At 69.5% G+C, this 17,527-nt stretch carries 18 protein-coding genes; 14 read left to right on the top strand and 4 right to left on the bottom strand.

What is annotated here, in order from left to right:
- Positions 1–3: 3 nt before the first annotated feature.
- Positions 4–207 carry a hypothetical protein gene (locus RNB18_RS49475; protein ID WP_311720695.1) on the bottom strand — a complete coding sequence of 68 codons (204 nt, stop codon included), beginning with the start codon at positions 205–207 and terminating at the stop codon, positions 4–6.
- 216 nt (positions 208–423) lie between these two features.
- On the opposite strand from RNB18_RS49475, the gene RNB18_RS49470 reads away from it, so the two are divergent.
- Both RNB18_RS49470 and RNB18_RS49465 read left to right on the top strand, forming a co-directional pair.
- Positions 424–1,671, top strand: coding sequence for a sensor histidine kinase (locus RNB18_RS49470; RefSeq protein WP_266520680.1), 1,248 nt, complete (start codon positions 424–426; stop codon positions 1,669–1,671).
- Positions 1,672–1,689: 18 nt separating this feature from the next.
- Positions 1,690–2,325, top strand: a complete 636-nt coding sequence (locus tag RNB18_RS49465; RefSeq protein ID WP_266520681.1) for a response regulator — start codon at positions 1,690–1,692, stop codon at positions 2,323–2,325.
- 398 nt (positions 2,326–2,723) lie between these two features.
- On the opposite strand, the gene RNB18_RS49460 is transcribed toward RNB18_RS49465, so the two are convergent.
- Positions 2,724–3,650: a DUF1295 domain-containing protein gene (locus RNB18_RS49460; protein ID WP_266520684.1), complete on the bottom strand. Its 927-nt coding sequence runs from the start codon at positions 3,648–3,650 to the stop codon at positions 2,724–2,726.
- A gap of 81 nt (positions 3,651–3,731) precedes the next feature.
- On the opposite strand from RNB18_RS49460, the gene RNB18_RS49455 reads away from it, so the two are divergent.
- Positions 3,732–4,286, top strand: coding sequence for a QsdR family transcriptional regulator (locus tag RNB18_RS49455; RefSeq protein ID WP_266520686.1), 555 nt, complete (start codon positions 3,732–3,734; stop codon positions 4,284–4,286).
- Between the two features lie 416 nt (positions 4,287–4,702).
- On the opposite strand, the gene RNB18_RS49450 is transcribed toward RNB18_RS49455, so the two are convergent.
- Positions 4,703–5,647, bottom strand: coding sequence for a LysR family transcriptional regulator (locus RNB18_RS49450; protein WP_266520688.1), 945 nt, complete (start codon positions 5,645–5,647; stop codon positions 4,703–4,705).
- A gap of 128 nt (positions 5,648–5,775) precedes the next feature.
- Between RNB18_RS49450 and RNB18_RS49445 the strand changes: the two genes are divergently transcribed.
- The 10 genes from RNB18_RS49445 (at position 5,776) to RNB18_RS49400 (ending at position 14,999) form a co-directional block, all read left to right on the top strand.
- The gene (locus tag RNB18_RS49445; protein WP_266520690.1) at positions 5,776–6,780 is read left to right on the top strand and encodes a fumarylacetoacetate hydrolase family protein; all 1,005 of its coding nucleotides are present in this window, start codon (positions 5,776–5,778) and stop codon (positions 6,778–6,780) included.
- On the top strand, positions 6,777–7,748 hold the full coding sequence (locus tag RNB18_RS49440; protein ID WP_266520692.1) for a cyclase family protein: 972 nt from the start codon (positions 6,777–6,779) through the stop codon (positions 7,746–7,748). Before RNB18_RS49445 ends, RNB18_RS49440 begins: the two co-directional genes overlap by 4 nt.
- 112 nt (positions 7,749–7,860) lie before the next feature.
- On the top strand, positions 7,861–9,000 hold the full coding sequence (locus RNB18_RS49435; protein ID WP_311720694.1) for an FAD-dependent oxidoreductase: 1,140 nt from the start codon (positions 7,861–7,863) through the stop codon (positions 8,998–9,000).
- Positions 8,997–10,016 (top strand): amidohydrolase family protein, encoded by a 1,020-nt coding sequence (locus RNB18_RS49430; protein ID WP_266520697.1) that lies wholly within the window; start codon positions 8,997–8,999, stop codon positions 10,014–10,016. Before RNB18_RS49435 ends, RNB18_RS49430 begins: the two co-directional genes overlap by 4 nt.
- A 10-nt stretch (positions 10,017–10,026) precedes the next feature.
- Positions 10,027–10,965 carry a VOC family protein gene (locus RNB18_RS49425; protein ID WP_266520700.1) on the top strand — a complete coding sequence of 313 codons (939 nt, stop codon included), beginning with the start codon at positions 10,027–10,029 and terminating at the stop codon, positions 10,963–10,965.
- Between the two features lie 92 nt (positions 10,966–11,057).
- A complete protein-coding gene (locus RNB18_RS49420; protein WP_266520702.1) occupies positions 11,058–12,023 on the top strand; it encodes a fumarylacetoacetate hydrolase family protein in 966 nt (321 codons plus the stop codon).
- A complete protein-coding gene (locus tag RNB18_RS49415) occupies positions 12,020–12,250 on the top strand; it encodes a hypothetical protein (RefSeq protein ID WP_266520704.1) in 231 nt (76 codons plus the stop codon). The genes RNB18_RS49420 and RNB18_RS49415 overlap by 4 nt, the downstream gene beginning before the upstream one ends.
- A 34-nt stretch (positions 12,251–12,284) precedes the next feature.
- Positions 12,285–13,067, top strand: a complete 783-nt coding sequence (locus RNB18_RS49410) for a CoA transferase subunit A (protein WP_266520706.1) — start codon at positions 12,285–12,287, stop codon at positions 13,065–13,067.
- Positions 13,067–13,702: a CoA transferase subunit B gene (locus RNB18_RS49405; RefSeq protein WP_069761688.1), complete on the top strand. Its 636-nt coding sequence runs from the start codon at positions 13,067–13,069 to the stop codon at positions 13,700–13,702. The genes RNB18_RS49410 and RNB18_RS49405 overlap by 1 nt, the downstream gene beginning before the upstream one ends.
- 37 nt (positions 13,703–13,739) lie before the next feature.
- Complete coding sequence (locus RNB18_RS49400) at positions 13,740–14,999, top strand: FAD-dependent oxidoreductase (protein WP_311720692.1); 1,260 nt, start codon at positions 13,740–13,742, stop codon at positions 14,997–14,999.
- 84 nt (positions 15,000–15,083) lie between these two features.
- Here the strand turns inward: RNB18_RS49400 and RNB18_RS49395 are convergent, their stop codons facing one another.
- Positions 15,084–16,091 (bottom strand): LacI family DNA-binding transcriptional regulator, encoded by a 1,008-nt coding sequence (locus tag RNB18_RS49395; protein WP_311720690.1) that lies wholly within the window; start codon positions 16,089–16,091, stop codon positions 15,084–15,086.
- 322 nt (positions 16,092–16,413) lie between these two features.
- Here RNB18_RS49395 and RNB18_RS49390 point away from each other — a divergent pair, with 322 nt between their 5' ends.
- The gene (locus tag RNB18_RS49390; RefSeq protein ID WP_311720689.1) at positions 16,414–17,448 is read left to right on the top strand and encodes a LacI family DNA-binding transcriptional regulator; all 1,035 of its coding nucleotides are present in this window, start codon (positions 16,414–16,416) and stop codon (positions 17,446–17,448) included.
- Positions 17,449–17,527 lie beyond the last annotated feature (79 nt).

The raw sequence follows: 17,527 nt of genomic DNA, 5'->3' as shown, positions 1-17,527 counted from the left end.
CGCTTATCGGCTGACCCGGCGTAGCCGGGCGAATCCGACACCCAGCACGACGAGACCGGCGATCGCCACGATCGGCCCGACGACCGCCCACAGCGTCACGCCGCTCATCGCCGAGCCCTTCATGACGTCGAGTCCCTGCAAGGTCCAGCCCACGCCGATAAAGGCCAGCAGTGCGCCGAGGCCGAGGACGAACCAGTTCTTCTTCAAGGGGTACCTCCAGGTGCGGAGCCGAAGTTCTCGACAACGAGCGTGACGGTTCTGAGGGGCGGCGGCGACAATGGTTGGGTGGACCCCGTTGTCCACCGAACGACGTACCCGCGGCTCCACCGGTGCGTGGACGTTCCTCGGCGTCGAGCCCGGCACCCTGGATGTGGGCGCCCGTAAACTGGCGGCTGGATCTCGGCGGGCGAAGGTGGGCAGGGCGTGGCAGTACGCAGCACCGTCGACTTCGGACACCGCTACCGCGCCGGATGGCATGTCCTCGTCGGCGCCGTCGCGATACCACTTGCCGTCGCCATAGCGGCCGACGTCACCGTGGCGCTCGGACAACGCCTGCTTGCCCTCACTACGCTCGCCGTCATCGTCGCCTGGTACGCCTTTGTCGCACCGCAGGCCATGGAAAACCGCGACGAGCGTTGGGGGGTGGCCTACTTCGCCGCCCTGGCGGTCGCGTTCCCGCTTCTGCTCGCCATCGCCCCGATGGGCGGCGCACTGCTGTTCGCGCTCTGCCCACAGCTGTTCGTCATGGTCACGAGGTGGCGGGTGCGTATACCGCTGCTGTTGATCCTCTACGCCGAACTCGCCTGGGCCATGGTGGCGCGGGTCGGAGTCAGCCGCTACACCCTGGCGATGGTCGGCGTGAGCGTTCTGGTACCCATGACCGTGACGATCCTCGTGGGCGCCTATCTGACCGGCATCCGCGAGCAGAACCGCAAGCGGGCCGCGCTGATCGAGGAACTGACCCGGACACGGGCCGCACTGGAACGCGCGGGCCACGAGGCAGGCGTCCATGCCGAACGGGAACGCCTGGCCGCCGAGATCCACGACACCCTGGCACAGGGCTTCACCAGCATCCTCATGCTCGCCCAGGCAGCACGGACGACCCTGCCCCGTGATCCGACGGCCGCCGACGGCCAGCTCGACATCCTGGAAAAGACCGCCCGCGAGAACCTCGCGGAGGCACGCTCGCTGATCGCCGCACTGGCGCCGGTCGACCTGACCGGCCGCAGCCTCGCGGATGCGCTGGACCGGCTCGCCGCCCGGCATACCCGCGACACGGGTACACGCGTCGAGGTGTCCATCGTCGGCGAGCGGTCCCCCGCACCCACCGGCACCGACATCGCCCTGCTGCGCACCGCGCAGGAGGCCCTGGCCAACGTCGGCAAGCACGCCGACGCCACGACAGTGCGGATCGAACTGGGCCATGGAAACGGCCTCATGACACTGAACGTGACCGATGACGGCCAGGGCTTCGACCCGGCCACCATCCGAGGTGGATACGGCCTGCTCGGCATTCGCAGCCGCGCCAACGCCCTGGGAGGAACCTGCACGGTGCGATCGACTCCCGGCCAGGGCAGCACGGTCCGGGTAGAACTGCCGATGCCCCAGAGCGAGCAGGCGGCGCGTAGCCTACGGCCCGTGCGTGATCTCAGCTCCACACCCGACCACTGAGCAGGCGGAACCGGCTCGATGACCGTCAACATCCTGATCGTCGATGACCACCCCGTCGTACGCTTCGGCCTCCGCGGCATGCTCGAGGCCTACGACGACCTGCGGGTCGTGGGCGAGGCCGGATCCGGCGACGAGGCGATCGTCCTCGCCTCCGCGACGCACCCGGACGTCGTCCTGATGGACCTGCGGATGCCGGGCACCGACGGCGCCACCGCCACGGCCCGCATCCGCCAGGAACACCCCGGCATCCGCGTACTGGTGCTGACCACCTACGAAGGTGACGCCGACATCCTGCCGGCGATCGAGGCCGGCGCCACCGGTTACCTCCTCAAGGACACCCCGATCGGTACCCTGACCGAAGCGATCCGGGCGGCGGCCCGCGGTGAAACCGTCCTCGCCCCGCCCGTCGCCGCCCGGCTGCTGACTCACTTTCAGGCGCCGGCCGGGGAGCAGCTGACCCCCCGCGAGGTTCAGGTGCTCGGCCTCGTCGCGCAAGGTCTGTCCAACGGCGAGATCGGTCGGCAGCTGTACATCGGCGAAGCGACAGTGAAGACGCACCTGCTGCGAACGTTCGTCAAGCTGGGTGTCAACGACCGCACCGCAGCCGTCACCGTCGCTCTCTCGCGGGGCGTCCTCACCTCACCACAACGGTGATCTTCGCGTACGGGACTGTAAGACGAACCGCTCTGGCCCGTAGTCGGTGGTGACACCGGGTAGCCACCCTTGGCCACAAGCTTGTGATAGATGCCAACTCCCTTGTCAGCAGGGTGCTTTCCGGGCCGTACCGATCAGGCCGCGCCGGTTTCCCGTTCGATGGCCTGGAGGCGGTTGTTGAGCCGTTGGCTGCTGGCATCGATGGAGGCGAGTCGGCAGCGGTGGGTCGAGATTCGCTGTGGGGGTGGGACACCCTCACCGGGCACCCCCGGCTCGCCGGAGGTCTGGCTCGAGGGCCGGTGGCTCACCGGTCGAGTTCGCGAGGACGCTGGCGCGCCCGGTACACGGCGCCCGCGCCCGCGGCTCTGCCTCGTCACCCATGGGGCACTCGCGAGGGCTCACTGATCAGTGGTCCGTCGGGGCCCGGGAAAGAACCGGTTGGTGACGCGCTGATAGCGGATGTAGTCGGGGCGTCGTTGCCGGCTGTAATACTCGGCGGGAACGGCGCCGGTGTAGTGCACGAGCATGTGGTATGTGGTCCAGGAGATCCAGGCTAGGGCGAGGGCCGTGAGCAGGCTGAAGACGATGTGATGGTGTGGCCAGCGGTCGATCAGCGCGGGCAGCGACAACAGGGTGAGACTGTTCCACTGCATCCACTGGCCGAAGTAGTTGGGGTGACGGCTGTAGCGCCACAGCCCGATGTGGCAGGTGCGGCGCACACCGTCTCGTCGGGTGCGGTCGGCGAAACGGGCCTTCTGCAGGTCCGCCACCGATTCGAAGACCCAGAACACCGCCCACAGCGCGATCGCCGCGACACTCACGACATCGAGGCCGGCCGGGCGCACGGTGGCGAGCGCGGCCGGGACCGCGAGCACAGCGATGTTGGCGCCGCACTGGAGCATGATCTCGACCTGGAGCGACACCTTCTCGTTGCGGAACCCGTCGCGCTCCCATCGGCGCCGCTGGTACTGGTACCGCGGCAACTCGCCGGGCAGCCGCTTGAACACCATGAACCGCAGCGCCCAGGCGCCCATACGCATGCCCATCAGCAGGTAGATCGCTGCAGTGGCGACAGCCACAGGCGAATCCAGGCCGCCGAACGCCAGGACCTGCACCCCGATCAGGGCCAGGCCCCACGGCCAGGCCACATCCACGTAGGACATGAACCCGGTGCGGTGGGCCGGCAGGCACGCGCCCACGACGAAGACGGCCAGTTGCACGAGCAGGTTGCAGACCATGAACGCCGTGAGGTCGCTCTGAAGTGCAAGGGCCGCGAACAGCATGACGTAGATCGCGAACGGCATTGTCCGCCTCACTGTGGCCACGGCAACTCCCCCCAAAAGTGAGACACTGGTGCTCATGTGTCTCGTCAGATTAAGTGAGACACTAGGGCGGTGATGTCTCAAATGCAAGAGGTTCCGCCTCCGCTGCCCCCGGACGAGCCGGTGCTGCGTGCTGCGGTCGCGATGTTCCTGCGGGACGGCTGGATCGACGCACGGGCGCTGGCTGCCGAGGCCGGTATCGGCCGCGCCACCCTGTATCGGCGTTACGGCGACCGCGACCGCCTGATCGGCGAGGCGATCTGGGCGATCGCCACAACCGAGTTCGCCCAGATCTATCCCCGGAGCCGCGGGCAAGGCGCCGACAAGGTCGCCGACCTCGTCCACTCCATGCTGACCATCAGCGCACAACTGCCGGCCATGCGTCGGTTCGTCGCCGACCACCCCGACACCGCACTACGGGTGATGACCTCGCGTGACGGCGTCATCCAGGACCGCCTAGTCGAGACCGTCAGCCGGCTCATCCAATCCGAGATCGGCGAACCCGACGACATCGACGCCCCGACCCTCGCCTACGCCGTCGTCCGGGTCGCCGAGTCCTTCTATTACCGCGAGCTCCTCACCGGGCAGCCCACCGACATCAGCGCCGCCACCACCATCATCCGCAGACTCCTGCGCTGACTGGCCGACCTGACGCACGACTGCGTGTGCGTTGTCGAGGCGGCCAGGCCGGATACAGAGGGACCGGAAGTGCCCTCCATCTGTGGGCTCGGCGCAGGTCCACGAAGCCATGGACCGTCCGCTCCTCCCGTTGTCCGTGACCACAGGGGCTGTAAGCGGGGCAGCAGCGGCCCTCCTCCCTGACCGCGGAGTCGGAACGAGTGGATCTTCCGCGATTACCTGCACGCCCATCCCGGGGACACGACCCGGTACACGCAGCGCAAGCAGCGATCGTCACCGCTGGTACGGGACCGGCCTGCGAACCGTTCCAGCCAGAGCAGCAGCAACTACTCAAACCGGCTCCACGCTCCGGCCGCCATTCGGCGTCGGCCGTGGCTCGGCGTTGTGTTTTGCCGATGCAGCACAAAGCCCCACCCTCATTTGGGCGGACAGGAGGTCGTAGTCGTAGGCCGACCGGCCGCCTCCATCATCTCGGCGACCCGGGCCATCGTGTCCCGCAGCCACATGTGCGCCGCGTCGTGCATGTGGACCGGATGCCACCACAAGGCCTGCTGGATCGGCACGGCGTCGTAGGGCGGTTCCATGATGCGGACGTGTGCGAGTCCGTCCAGCTCGTCGGCGAGACGCCTCTGAAGGAGAGCGACCCGGCGGGTGCCCGCGACCAGAAGTGGCATCAGCTGGAAACTGTCGACGGAGACCGCCACGCGCGGCTCGATGCCGAGCATGGCGATCTGGCGGGCGGCGGGGGCGTCGTAGGCTCGTTGGTACGTCACCCATGGCAGTCGGGCCAGGTCGTCGAGGGTGAGCTGCTCGCCGACCTCGGGGTTGTCGTCGGCGACGAGGAAGACCCAGCTGTCCTGGTAGAGCTCGACCGTGGGGAAGCCCCGGATGATGCCGTGGGGCAGCAGTAGCCCGTCGACGGTGCTGAGCAGCGACCCGGTGCTGTCGATGAATTCGTTCGGTACCTGTTTGAACCTGAGCCGGATGCCTGGTGCCTCGGCTTGGATGGTGCGGGCGAGTTCGGTGCCGAAGACGGCAACCGCGTAGTCCGAGGCGATCAGCGTGAACTCATGTTCCTCGCGGGAAGGGTCGAATTCGGCCTGACTGGCGAAGACGCGCTCCAGCAGGTCGCACGCGGTGGTGGTCCGGTCGAGGAGGGCCCGCCCGAGGGCGGTCAGTTCGTACCCTCCGCCCACCCGGGCGAGCAGGTCGTCGTCGAAGTGGCGGCGCAGCCGGGCCAGGGCCGCGCTCATCGCGGGTTGACTGAGCCCAATGCGCTCGCCGGCCCTGGTGACGTTGCGCTCCTGCAGGAGGGCGCGCAGGGCAACGACGAGGTTGAGGTCCAGGCTGGCCAAGTTCACGAAGCATCCCAATTCCGGAGCCAGCATCATCGGTATTCACCGGCTGGATTCTTATATACAGGAAATCAATTTCCCTGATTGCAATCTACGGGCCAGATTAGTGGCACCGCAATCGGGAGGAAATCTCCGTGACATCCGCAGCCACGTCGGCACCCTTCACCCCCTTCTCCGGACCGTTCGCCATCGGCACCCTTTCGGCACCGGGCGAGACCAGGTTCCCGAGCCTCGTGACGCCGGAGGGCCGAGCGCTCGACCTGCGCACGGCACTGAACGAACCCGCGTTGACCACGCTCACGCTCCTGGAGCGCTGGGACGAGGAGCTGCCGCGGCTGCACACCCTCGCCGGGGATCCGACGCGCGACTGGCGGCCCCTGGCGGAGATGACGGTGCACGCGCCCGTCGAGCCCCGGCAGATCTTCCAGTCCGGAGCCAACTACCGACAGCACGTGATCGACCTGGCGGTCGCACACCGCGCCCCGGACGCCCCGGGCACCGTCGAGGAGGCCCGCGCCCAGGTCGCGGCGGTCATGGACAAACGGGCCGCCGATGACCTCCCGTACGTCTTCATCGGCCTGCCGACCACGATCAGCGGCCCCTACGACGACGTGGTGCTACCCGCCTGGGCGGAGAAGCCCGACTGGGAGCTGGAGGTGGCCGCAGTTATCTCCCGCCCCGCCTACCGGGTCACCGTGGACAAGGCGCTGGAGTACGTCGCGGGCTACACCATCGCCAACGACCTGACCGACCGCGCGACCGTCTTCCGCCGGGACATGCCCCCGATCGGCACCGACTGGCTGCGCAGCAAGAACGCCCCCGGCTTCACCCCGCTCGGCCCGTGGATCGTCCCGGCCGGCTCCATCGCCGACCCCTCCGACCTGCAGGTCACCCTGAAACTCAACGGCGAGAACATGCAGGACGAGTCCACCAAGGACATGATCTTCGGCGTCGCACGGCTGGTCTCGTACATCTCCCAGACCGCCCGACTGCTTCCCGGCGACCTCGTCCTCACCGGCAGCCCGGCCGGCAACGGCATCCACTGGGGCCGGCTGCTGCGCGACGGCGACGTGATGGACGGGTCGGTCACCGGGCTCGGCGCCCAGCGCACCCGCTGTGTCGCGGAGGAGGCCGGATGAGCGCCGGCCGTATCGACCGTTCAGATCCCGAGGCGGCGATCGCCGAGGCCGCCAAGGCGTACTCGAACTGGGGCCGCTGGGGTGAGGACGACGTGCTCGGCACGCTCAACTTCCTCGACGAGGCCAAGCGCCGCGAGGGCGCGGCCCTGATCCGCGACGGCGTCAGCTTCTCCTTGTCACAGGCCTTCGACATGGACGGCCCGCAGCAAGGCTGGCTGCGGCGTACGAATCCGGTGCACACGATGCTCGCCACCGGCACCGAGGCCGCTCTGGGCGGCCAGGGCTTTCCGCACGGTTTCGGTGGCGCCGACGACGTGATCGCCATGCCCCTGCAGTGCTCCACCCAATGGGACGGGCTCGGGCACATCTTCGATCACGGCATGGCGTGGAACGGCCGCCCGGCGGAGAAGGTCGTCACCTCCGAAGGCGACCTGGTCACCGGCATCGAGCACATGGCTCCGCACGTCGCCGGGCGGGGGGTCCTCCTCGACGTGGGCCTGGTCATCGGTGAGGGCTGCGAACTGCCCGACGGCTTCGCCATCACCGAGGAGCACCTGACCGCAACCGCCGAGGCGCACGGCGTGTCCGTCGGTCGGGGCGACCTCGTCCTCGTGCGCACCGGGCGGCTGGCCCGCGCCCGTCACGAAGGCTGGGGCGCCTACGCGGGCGGACCGGCCCCGGGGCTGAGCTTCAGTACGGCCGGCTGGCTGCACCGGAGCGAGATCGCCGGGATCGCCACCGACACCTGGGGCTTCGAGGTGCGGCCCAACGAGTTCGACGACGCCTTCCAGCCGCTGCACCAGGTCGCCATCCCCCACATCGGTCTGCTCATCGGTGAGATGTGGGACCTCGACGCCCTCGCCGCACATTGCGCCGCCGACGGCCGGTACGAGTTCTGGCTCACCGCCGCGCCCCTGCCCATCACCGGGTCCGTCGGCTCACCGGTCAACCCCATCGCCGTCAAGTAGCGCCCTGGCTTGCCGGGCGGGCTGCGCCCGGACGGCTCCCCCCTTCGCCCGCCCGGCATGCAAGACCCCCTCCGCCGCTCGCAGTCGCGCGGCACCATCTCAGGGAGAACCCATGAACGACCCCATTCCCCGCACCGTCCTCGTGATAGGCGGCGGCGCGTCCGGCAACGCCGTGACCGTGCTGCTGCGGCGGGCGGGCATCGCTGTGGAGCTGATCGAGGCCAAACCCGACTGGAACGTGCTCGGCTCCGGCATCACCCTCCAGGGCAACGCGCTGCGCGTGCTGCGCGAAGTGGGCGTATGGGACGAGGTCCGGGAGAGCGGTTACGCCGTCGACGCCGTCGGCATGGCCGCGCCAGACGGGACCGTGTTCCATGTCCAGCAGGACCACCACACCGGTGGGGACGACCTGCCCTCGATCTTCGGCATGCAGCGGCCCCGGCTCCAGGAGATTCTGTGTGAGGCCGTCGTCGAGAGCGGCGCGACGGTGCGCCTCGGCACCACCGCCGAGGAACTGATCCAGGACGCGTCCAGCGTCACCGCCCGGTTCAGCGACGGCACCGAGGGCCGCTACGACCTTGTCATCGCCGCCGACGGCGTCGGCTCCCGCACGCGCGCGATGATCGGCATCAGCGACAAGCCCGAACCGACCGGCATGGCCATCTGGCGCGTCCCCGTGCCCCGCCCCGAGGGCGTGGAGCGCATGCAGCTGTCCTACGGCGGACCGTGCTACATCGCCGGTTACTGCCCCACCAGCAAGAACACCATCTACGCCTACCTCGTCGAGGCCAACCGCGACCGCGCCTCCATCGACCCGGCCACGTACGCGGACGAGATGCGGCGGCTGGCCGCGCCCTACGGGGGTGCGTGGCCGGAGATCGCCGCGAGCATCACCGACCCCGCCCAGGTCAACTACACCTGGTTCGAGCGACTGCTCGTCGATGGCTCCTGGCACCGCGACCGGGTCGTCCTGATCGGTGACGCGGCCCACGTCTGTCCCCCGACGCTCGCCCAGGGCGCGGCCATGTCGCTGGAGGACGCCTCCGTACTGGCCGAGATGCTGAGCGAGGAGCAGGACTGGAGTTCCCTGGACGCTCTGCTGACCGGCTTCTACGAACGCCGGATCGGCCGTGTCCGCATGGTGGTCGAGGCATCCGTGCAACTCGGTCAGTGGCAGCTGGACGGCGTCCGTGACGCCGACGCACCCGGTCTGATGGGCCGCACGATGTCCGTCCTGAAGGAGACCCCGTGAACGCCGTGAGTCCCCAGAGCTCCACACCCACGATCGACGTCCACGCGCACGTCCTGCTCCCTCAGGTCGAGGAAGCCGTCGCCGGACACCCCGGTCTGGCCGCGGCCCGCGATCTCGACGCCCGCCGCAACGGCCCCGAGGCCATCGCCGTCAGCGGCCCGATGTTCCGGGACCGCTTCCCGAGGCTGACCGACGTCAAGGCCCGGCTCGCCGCGATGGACGCCTCCGGGGTCGACGTCCAGCTGGTCTCGCCGTCTCCGTCGCACTACCACTACTGGGCCGACGAGGACCTGGCCCGCACAGCGTGGGAACTGGCCAATGAGGGCACCGCCGCGCACGTCGCCCAGGCCCCGCAGCGGCTGCACGGCCTCGGCCTCGTCCCGCTCCAGCACCCGGACCTCGCCGTCGAAGCCCTCGACCACGCCCTCGGCCTGGGCCTGCGCGGTGTCGAGATCTCAAGCCACGCGCCGGGACACGAACTGTCGGACCCCGCGTACGAGCCGTTCTGGACACGGGCCGAGGAAACCGGCGCGATCCTCTTCCTGCACCCCTTCGGCTGCACGCTCGACGAGCGCCTCAACCGGTGGTACCTGTCCAACACCGTCGGCCAGCCGACCGAGAACGCCGTCGCCCTGTCCCATCTGATCTTCTCCGGAGTCCTGGACCGGCACCCGGGGTTGCGCATCGTCGCCGCCCACGGAGGCGGCTATCTGCCCACCCACATCGGCCGCTCCGACCACGCCTGGCTCGCCCGCACCGACGCCCGCGGCTGCGCGCACCCGCCCAGCAGCTATCTCAAGCAGTTGTACTTCGACTCCCTTGTCCACGACCCGGAGGTCCTGCGCGAGCTGATCCGGGTGGCCGGCCCCGACCGGGTGCTGCTCGGCTCCGACTTCCCTTTCGACATGGGCACCGACGACCCGCTCGGCGCTCTGCGCGACGTCACAGACCTGCCCGCCCCCCACTTCCACGCCGTACGCGGCGGCAACGCGGCAGCGCTGCTGCGTCTCAACTGAGGAGCCCGACATGACCAACCGTCTGCTCACCCACCTGCGACACGTCGACCTGGCCGTGCCGGACTACGACAAGCAGCTCGACTTCTACGCCGGCGTCTGGGGCCTGACCAAGGTCGCCGAGGACTCCGGTATCTCTTTCCTGGCCGCCGAGGGCTCCCCCGAGCAGTACATCGTCCGGCTGCGCAAGGCCGAGGAGAAGCGCCTCGACCTCATCTCCTACGGCGCGGCGAACCCCGCCGACGTGGACACGCTCGCCGAGCAACTCCTCGCGGGTGGAGTGCAGCTGATCTCCCAGCCGGGCCAGGTCGACACCCCCGGCGGCGGCTACGGCTTCCGCTTCTTCGACATCGACGGCCGCACCATCGAGGTCTCGGCCGACGTCGAGGCGCGTCAGCACCGTCGTATCGAGGAGAAGGAGTCCATCCCGGTCCGTCTCTCGCACGTCGTCCTGAACTCTCCCGACATCAACGCCACCCGCGCCTGGTACGAGCAGCACCTCGACTTCCGGCTGTCCGACACGATGACCTTGCCGCACATGGGCGACGTCATGCACTTCATGCGGATCAGCAACCAGCACCACTCCATGGCCATCGCCAGCGGTCCGCACGCCTCCCTGCAGCACCTCTCCTTCGAGATGCGCGGCATCGACGAGTACATGCGCGGTTCCGGCCGCGTGATGCGCTCCGGCGCCCGCAAGATCTGGGGCCCCGGGCGGCATATGGCGGGCGACAACACCTTCACGTACTTCCTCGACCCGCACGGCAACACCGTCGAGTACACCACCGAGCTCGAAAAGCTGGACGAGGACACCTGGCACCCGCACATCTACGACCTGACGAAGCCCGAGAACGCCGACCAGTGGGGCACGTCCAACCCGATGAACGAGATGGTCGCCAAGGAAATGCTCAACGACGTCGACCGCGGCGTCTTCGTCGCTCCGCCGGTCTGACCCCTTGACCCCGGGGGCCCGGCGTACTCCCCCGCCTGCCATGTCGCCGGGCCCCCGGCCTGTGTCAACTCATCCAGTTCCCTAGGAATGCCATGCGTTTCGCCACTTATGAGCAGCACGGCCGCAGCCGTCTCGCCACCGTCGAGGACGACGGCACCCTCTACCCCTGCCCCGGCACGGGGAGGCTTCTCGACCTGGTCCAGGCCGGTCCCGAGGCGCTGCGCGAGGCGGGCAACGCAAGCCTGGACGTGCCGCGCGGCCCGCACGTCTCCCAGGTGCGACTGCTGCCGCCGCTTCAACCGCCGTCCGTACGCGACTTCATCACGTTCGAGGAGCACGTCGAGGGCGTACGGCGAAACATCGACGGAGTCCCGGGCGCCCCGGACGCCTGGTACGACGCGCCCACCTTCTACTTCACCAACCCCTACGCGGTCCTCGGCGCTCACGAGGACGTTCCCGTGCCGCCCGGCAGCCAAGTGCTGGACTTCGAACTCGAAGTCGCCGCGGTCATCGGCCGCGAGGGCCGCGACCTCACCCCCGAGCGGGCCCGCGACCACATCATCGGCTACACCATCTACAACGACTGGTCCGCCCGCGACCTCCAGTCCCGCGAGATGCAGGTCAGCCTCGGCCCCTGCAAGGGCAAGGACACCGCCACCACACTCGGCCCCTACCTCGTCACCGCGGATGAGCTGGAGCCCTACCGCGACAGCGACGGATTCCTGCGCCTGGCGCTGACCGCCGAGATCAACGGCGAGGTCGTCGGCAAGGACCTGCTGTCCAACATGAGCTGGACCTTCGAGGAGATGACCGCCTACGCCTCCCGCGGCACCTGGGTCCGCCCCGGCGACGTACTCGGCTCCGGCACCTGCGGCAATGGCGGCTGCCTCGCCGAACTCTGGGGGGTACGCGGCCGCCAGGACCCGCCGCCGCTCAAGCCCGGCGACACCGTCACCCTCACCGTCGAGGGCATCGGCACCGTCTCCAACACCGTGGTACCCGGCGCCGAACCGGTGACCGTCCCTCGCGCCCGTACGCGCCCGCGAACGCGCCCGTGAACCGCGCGGCGAAGAGCAGGCCGTCCGACAGGGTCGTCGTCACCGGGACCGCGCGCGGCCGGGCACGGTCAAGGCGCCGCCACATCCCGTTCCGCCGGGCCGGCCTCCCTGACGGGGTGCTCGACGCCGTCGTCCTCGTCACCTCCGGCGAGGCCTCGTACATCACCGGCGGCGGTCTCGTCGCCGTCGGCGACAGGTCGACGGTACTGCCCGGCTCCTCCCTTTGACCCCCGGCCGACCTCTGACTGAAAGGCCCCGCACGTGAACAAGGTCAGCGCGAGCGCCGCCGAGGCGGTCGCCGACATCTCCGACGGGGCCTCACTCGCCGTTGGTGGCTTCGGTCTGTCCGGCATACCCTCCGCCCTCATCGACGCCCTGCACGCCCAGGGCACCACCGGTCTGAAGGTCGTCTCCAACAACTGCGGCGTGGACGGCCAAGGACTCGGCCTACTGCTCGCCGACGGCCGCATCAGCCGCGTGACGGGCAGTTACGTAGGCGAGAACAAGGAGTTCGCCCGCCAGTACCTCAGTGGCGAGCTGGAGGTAGAACTCGTACCGCAGGGCACCCTGGCCGAGCGGCTACGGGCCGGCGGGGCCGGCATCCCGGCCTTCTACACGCCGGCAGGCGTGGGCACACAGGTAGCAGACGGCGGCCTGCCCTGGCGTTACGCGGCGGACGGCAGCATCGCCCTCGCTTCCCCCGCAAAGGAGAAGCGCTCCTTCGGGGGTCGCGCGCATGTCCTCGAACACGGCATCACCACCGACTACGCGCTCGTTCGCGCCTGGCGCGGCGACAGTCACGGCAACCTGGTCTTCAACAAGGCCGCCGCCAACTTCAACCCATTGGCCGCCATGGCCGGCCGCATCACGATCGCCGAGGTCGAGGAACTCGTGGAGCCGGGCGAGCTGCCCCCTGACGCGATCCATCTGCCCGGCGTCTTCGTCCAGCGGGTCCTCGCCCTCACGCCCGCGCAAGCCGCCGAAAAACCGATCGAACGGCGTACGATTTCCGCGCTCCAGGCACGAGAGACGGTGCACAGCTGATGCCCTGGACCCGCGACCAGATGGCCGCCCGTGCCGCCGCCGAACTCACCGACGGCTCCTACGTCAACCTCGGCATCGGCCTGCCCACCCTCGTCCCGGGACACCTCCCGCCCGGAGTCCACGTCGTCCTCCACTCCGAGAACGGCATCCTCGGCACCGGGCCCTACCCCAGTGAACGCGACGTCGACCCCGACCTCATCAACGCCGGCAAGGAAACCGTCACCGTGCTCCCGGGAGCAGCCTTCTTCGACTCCGCCCTGTCCTTCGGAATGATCCGCGGCGGCCACATCGACACCGCCGTGCTCGGGGCCATGCAGGTGTCCGCGACCGGCGACCTCGCCAACTGGATGATCCCCGGAAAGATGATCAAGGGCATGGGCGGTGCCATGGACCTCGTCCACGGCGCTCGCCGCGTCATCGTCCTCATGGATCACACCGCCAAGGACGGCAGCCCCAAGATCCTCGACGAGTGCACCCTGCCCCTCACGGGACGGGCCTGCGTCCACCGCGTCATCACCGACCTGGGCGTCATCGACGTCACCGACAACGGCCTGGTCCTTGTCGAAATCGCCCCCGGCGTCACCCACCACGACATCACCGCCGCCACCGCCGCGAAACTCCACACCGTCGCTTGAGGCAGGTCAACGACGACCAAGGCTGAGGAAACCCACCATGAAGAAACCTCCCGCCAAGCGCGGCCGCGTCGCCGTCATCGGTGCCGGACCCGGTGGCATGGCCGCCGCGCTCTCCGTCCATCAGGCCGGCCACGACGTCGTGCTGTTCGAGCGCTACCCGCACGCCAGACCCGCCGGCAACATCCTCAACCTGTGGCCGCCCCCCATCAAGGCACTCGGGCTGCTAGGGGTGAACACCGAGGACCTGGGTGCGCCCTGTACGTCCGAGTTCCGCAACGCCCGCGGTCGCCGCCGGGTCCGAGCGGCCCTTCCGGAGCAGGTTGTCCGCGACTACGGCGGCGGGTTCATCGGCCTGCTGCGCCCCGAGCTGTACGAGCGGCTGCTTGATGCGCTGCCAAGGGGCGTCCTGCAGGTCAACCACACGGTGGAGCGCGTCGAGCAGGACGAGAGCGGTGTTCGACTGCACCTCGCGGACGGACGAGTCCACGAGACGGACCTCGTGATCGGCGCGGACGGCATCGATTCCCTGGTCCGCCGCACTCTGTGGGGCGACAGCCCCAAGCGCGAGCACAACCTGCACATCTTCGGCGGCTACACCTTCGACGAGAGCGTCGAGACCGAGCCCGGGATGTGCGTCCTCTCCCACACCCGCACTGTGCAGGGGAGCTGGACCGCCATCCGTAACAAGGGACGTGGCGGCCACCAGTGGTGGGTGCTCGAAGCGTTCGACGCAAGCCGGGAGTTCTCGGGCGACCTGCACTCGACCGCGACCAGCCTCGGTCAGGCCTTCGCCCGTCCGCTCCCCCAGCTGATCGCCGCGACCGACCCCGCGCACGTTCAGCGCTGGGTGATCCGCGACCGCAAGCCGCTGAAGCAGTGGTCCAAGGGCCGCGCCACTCTCGTCGGCGACGCCGCTCACCCCACGTCCCCGTACGCCGGGTACGGCGCCGGTATGGCCACTGAGGACGGTTATTTCATCGGCCGCCGCCTGGCAGGTGTGGACCTGAGCGACTACGCCGCTGTCCGCCAGGCACTCGACGCCTTCGAGGCCCCCCGCAAGCCGCACACCGCCCGGCAGTCCCAGCACGCCTACGCCCTCGGGCAGGTCTTCCATCACGCGCCGCGCGCTCTGCAGCCGATCCGGGACGCGATCCTGGACCGCACCCCGCTGATGCAGAAGGTGGTGGGTGACTCCACCCCCGGTTCGATCCTCACTCAGCTCGGGGAGATCGACCGGGCCGAAGCCCGCTTCACCGCGCTCCTCGGCCTCGGCGAGACAGACGACACCGCTTCCTGAAGCACGTGGCTGGGGCAGCGCCCGCGCCCGGCACGACCGCGCCGTCCCGGACAACCGACGCTCACCGCGTGATCGCCCGCACGGTCATCGAGGGGGTGTGCTTGCCCGCAGAACGACGTTCGTGTCGACCGGTACGATCCGCGGGGCGTCATCGTCGGAGAGCGCGAGCTCCATCGCACGGAGTCCGACCTGCTGCAGAGGCACGTTCACGGACGTCAGCTCCGGGACGACGTCCACCGCCGGGCCGATGTCGTCGAAGCCGGCGACGGCGACGTCCCGGCCAGGGACGAGCCCGGCGTCGCGGAATGCGGTCATCACACCGATCGCCATGACGTCGCTGACCGCGAAGACGAGTTCCGTTCCGTCCAGTCCACGCCGGACGAGCTCCCGGGCCGCCGCACACCCCCCTCGGCGACTGAACTCGGCTTCGACCACCAGCCGTTCGTCGACGTCGATGCCGAACTCGCGCAGACCCTCCACGAACCCGCTGCACCGGTCACGGGACGTCCTGAGGCCGGTCCCCGCCCGGACCACCGCGAACCGCCGGTAGCCGAGCCCTACCAGCGCGCGGGCAAGCTGCCGCGCTCCCCCGTAGTTGTCGATGCTGACGGTGTGGAACGGCAGGTCGTGCTGGCTGATCAGGACTACGCTGCCGCCCGCTTCCCGGTAGGCGTGGAGCTCCTCGACGAGTGCGTCGCGGGCATCGGCGCCGTCGACGCGGCTGCCGGTCATGATGATCACGCGGGGGCGCATGCCGCGCAGCGTCCCGACGATCTGGAGTTCCCGCTCCGGGGAGCGGTCCGCGACCGCCATGGTCACGATGAGTCCGGCGGCCTCGGCTGCCTGCGTCACACCTGCCGCGATGGAGGAGAAGTACGGGTCGTCGACACCGCTGACGACCAGCGCGGCGATGTTCGTCGAACCCCGCGCGATCGCCTGGGCGGACAGGTGCGGTGCGTAGTCCAGTTCCGCGGCCGCGGTGAGCACGCGGTCGATGTTCTCCTGCCGGACGTTGCGGACACTGCCGTTGAGCACCCGCGACGCCGTCGCCTGTGAGACGCCCGCTGTCCGCGCCACATCATGCAGGGTCACCTGGCGCCCCTCGGATACGGCCTCCCCACGACGCCGTACAGGCGCTGCCGCTCCATCTTCCATGCCGCACATTGTGCCCGAGCCGCCCAACGCCTGGAAGTCGCGGAATCACTACCGAGGGTCACTCCGCAGGCCGGAGCGCTCACCGCTTTCGCACATGCCATGCGGAATCCGACCGAGCCGACGCGACCTCCGACCAGCCGGGCTACCGTATCCCGAGTCAGTCACCGGCAGTATCGTCCGCACCTCTGCGGCCTGGCCGGGGATATCCTCGGGTAGCGTCGGCGGCGGCTCGTTTTCGAGGAGCGGGAGGGACGGCGCGATGCCCCATTCAGCCAGGCCGACCGTCACCCTGCGTGACGTGGCGGCGGCCGCCGGTGTGTCGGTTTCGACCGCCTCGCGAGTGCTGGGCGGCAGTTCCCGCACGGTCGCGGAGGAATACAGGCAGCGGGTCGTCTCCGCCGCCGCAGCGTTGCGCTACACCGCGGACGCCGCGGCCCGGGCGATGCGGCGCGCGAACGACTCGATCGCGGTCGTCGGCGACGATCTCACGACCCCGTCGATGGGAATGGTCGCCGCGGCGATGGAACGGCGGGCGCGTGACGCCGGGGCGTTCGTGACCGTCTCGTCGACCCACGGCACCGCCGAGCGGCAGCTCGAAACCGTCCGCCTGCAGCGTGCTCTGCGGCCGCGTGCGCTCATTCTGACGTCAAGCCGCCTGGACACGAACGCCCTCGGCGGGCGCCTGCTCGACGAGTTGCTCGGCTACGAACGCGAGGGCGGCCGGGTGGTGATCGTCGGTGACACCGACATGCCGTTCGACTCCATCAGCTTCGACAATCACGGCCCTGCGAGGGAATTGGCCAGCTACGTCGCCGCGGCGGGGCACCGGCACGTGACGATCCTCGCCGGCGTACGCGGCAAGGGGAACGTCTCGGCCCGTACCGCGGGCTTCATAGCCGGTCTCCGCGACGGCGGCGTCGAGGAGCGGCACATCCGGATCTCGCACTGCCCGGTGAGCCGCCAAGGAGGGTTCGACGCGGCGCGGCGGCTGGTCGCCGAGGGGCTGGAGCCGCCCCACGCGGTCCTCGCCGCCAACGACACCATCGCCATCGGCGCGATGTCCGCCTTCCGTACTGCCGGGGTGGCGGTGCCAGACGAGGTCTCGGTGACCGGTTTCGACGACATCGAGCTCGCGATCGACGTGACACCGCGGCTGACGACCGTGTCGTTGCCGCTGGCGCAGGCAGGTGCCGAGGCCGTCCGCCTCGCGCTCGCGGACCGTACGGAAGCAGAGCATCTGATGATGCGCGGGCAGGTCGTGGTGCGCGACAGCACGGCGATCCGCGTCGTCTGAACCGACCCTCACAGCCGATCACTCCCGCTGGCATGCACAGCGCCTGCGGACCACCAGAACTGCCGCATCAAAGCCGCAT

The sequence above is a fragment of the Streptomyces doebereineriae genome (assembly GCF_031845645.1).
In the GTDB taxonomy this organism is placed as follows: domain Bacteria; phylum Actinomycetota; class Actinomycetes; order Streptomycetales; family Streptomycetaceae; genus Streptomyces; species Streptomyces canus.
This window is presented reverse-complemented; position numbering and strand designations above follow the sequence as displayed.

Bases quoted from the DNA above. Each gene is read 5' to 3' on its own strand.
- RNB18_RS49465 (WP_266520681.1), top strand. From the start codon at position 1,690: ATGACCGTCAACATCCTGATCGTCGATGACCACCCCGTCGTACGCTTC.
- RNB18_RS49455 (WP_266520686.1), top strand. From the start codon at position 3,732: ATGCAAGAGGTTCCGCCTCCGCTGCCCCCGGACGAGCCGGTGCTGCGT.
- RNB18_RS49440 (WP_266520692.1), top strand. From the start codon at position 6,777: ATGAGCGCCGGCCGTATCGACCGTTCAGATCCCGAGGCGGCGATCGCC.
- RNB18_RS49435 (WP_311720694.1), top strand. From the start codon at position 7,861: ATGAACGACCCCATTCCCCGCACCGTCCTCGTGATAGGCGGCGGCGCG.
- RNB18_RS49425 (WP_266520700.1), top strand. From the start codon at position 10,027: ATGACCAACCGTCTGCTCACCCACCTGCGACACGTCGACCTGGCCGTG.
- RNB18_RS49420 (WP_266520702.1), top strand. From the start codon at position 11,058: ATGCGTTTCGCCACTTATGAGCAGCACGGCCGCAGCCGTCTCGCCACC.
- RNB18_RS49405 (WP_069761688.1), top strand. From the start codon at position 13,067: ATGCCCTGGACCCGCGACCAGATGGCCGCCCGTGCCGCCGCCGAACTC.
- RNB18_RS49400 (WP_311720692.1), top strand. From the start codon at position 13,740: ATGAAGAAACCTCCCGCCAAGCGCGGCCGCGTCGCCGTCATCGGTGCC.
- RNB18_RS49390 (WP_311720689.1), top strand. From the start codon at position 16,414: ATGCCCCATTCAGCCAGGCCGACCGTCACCCTGCGTGACGTGGCGGCG.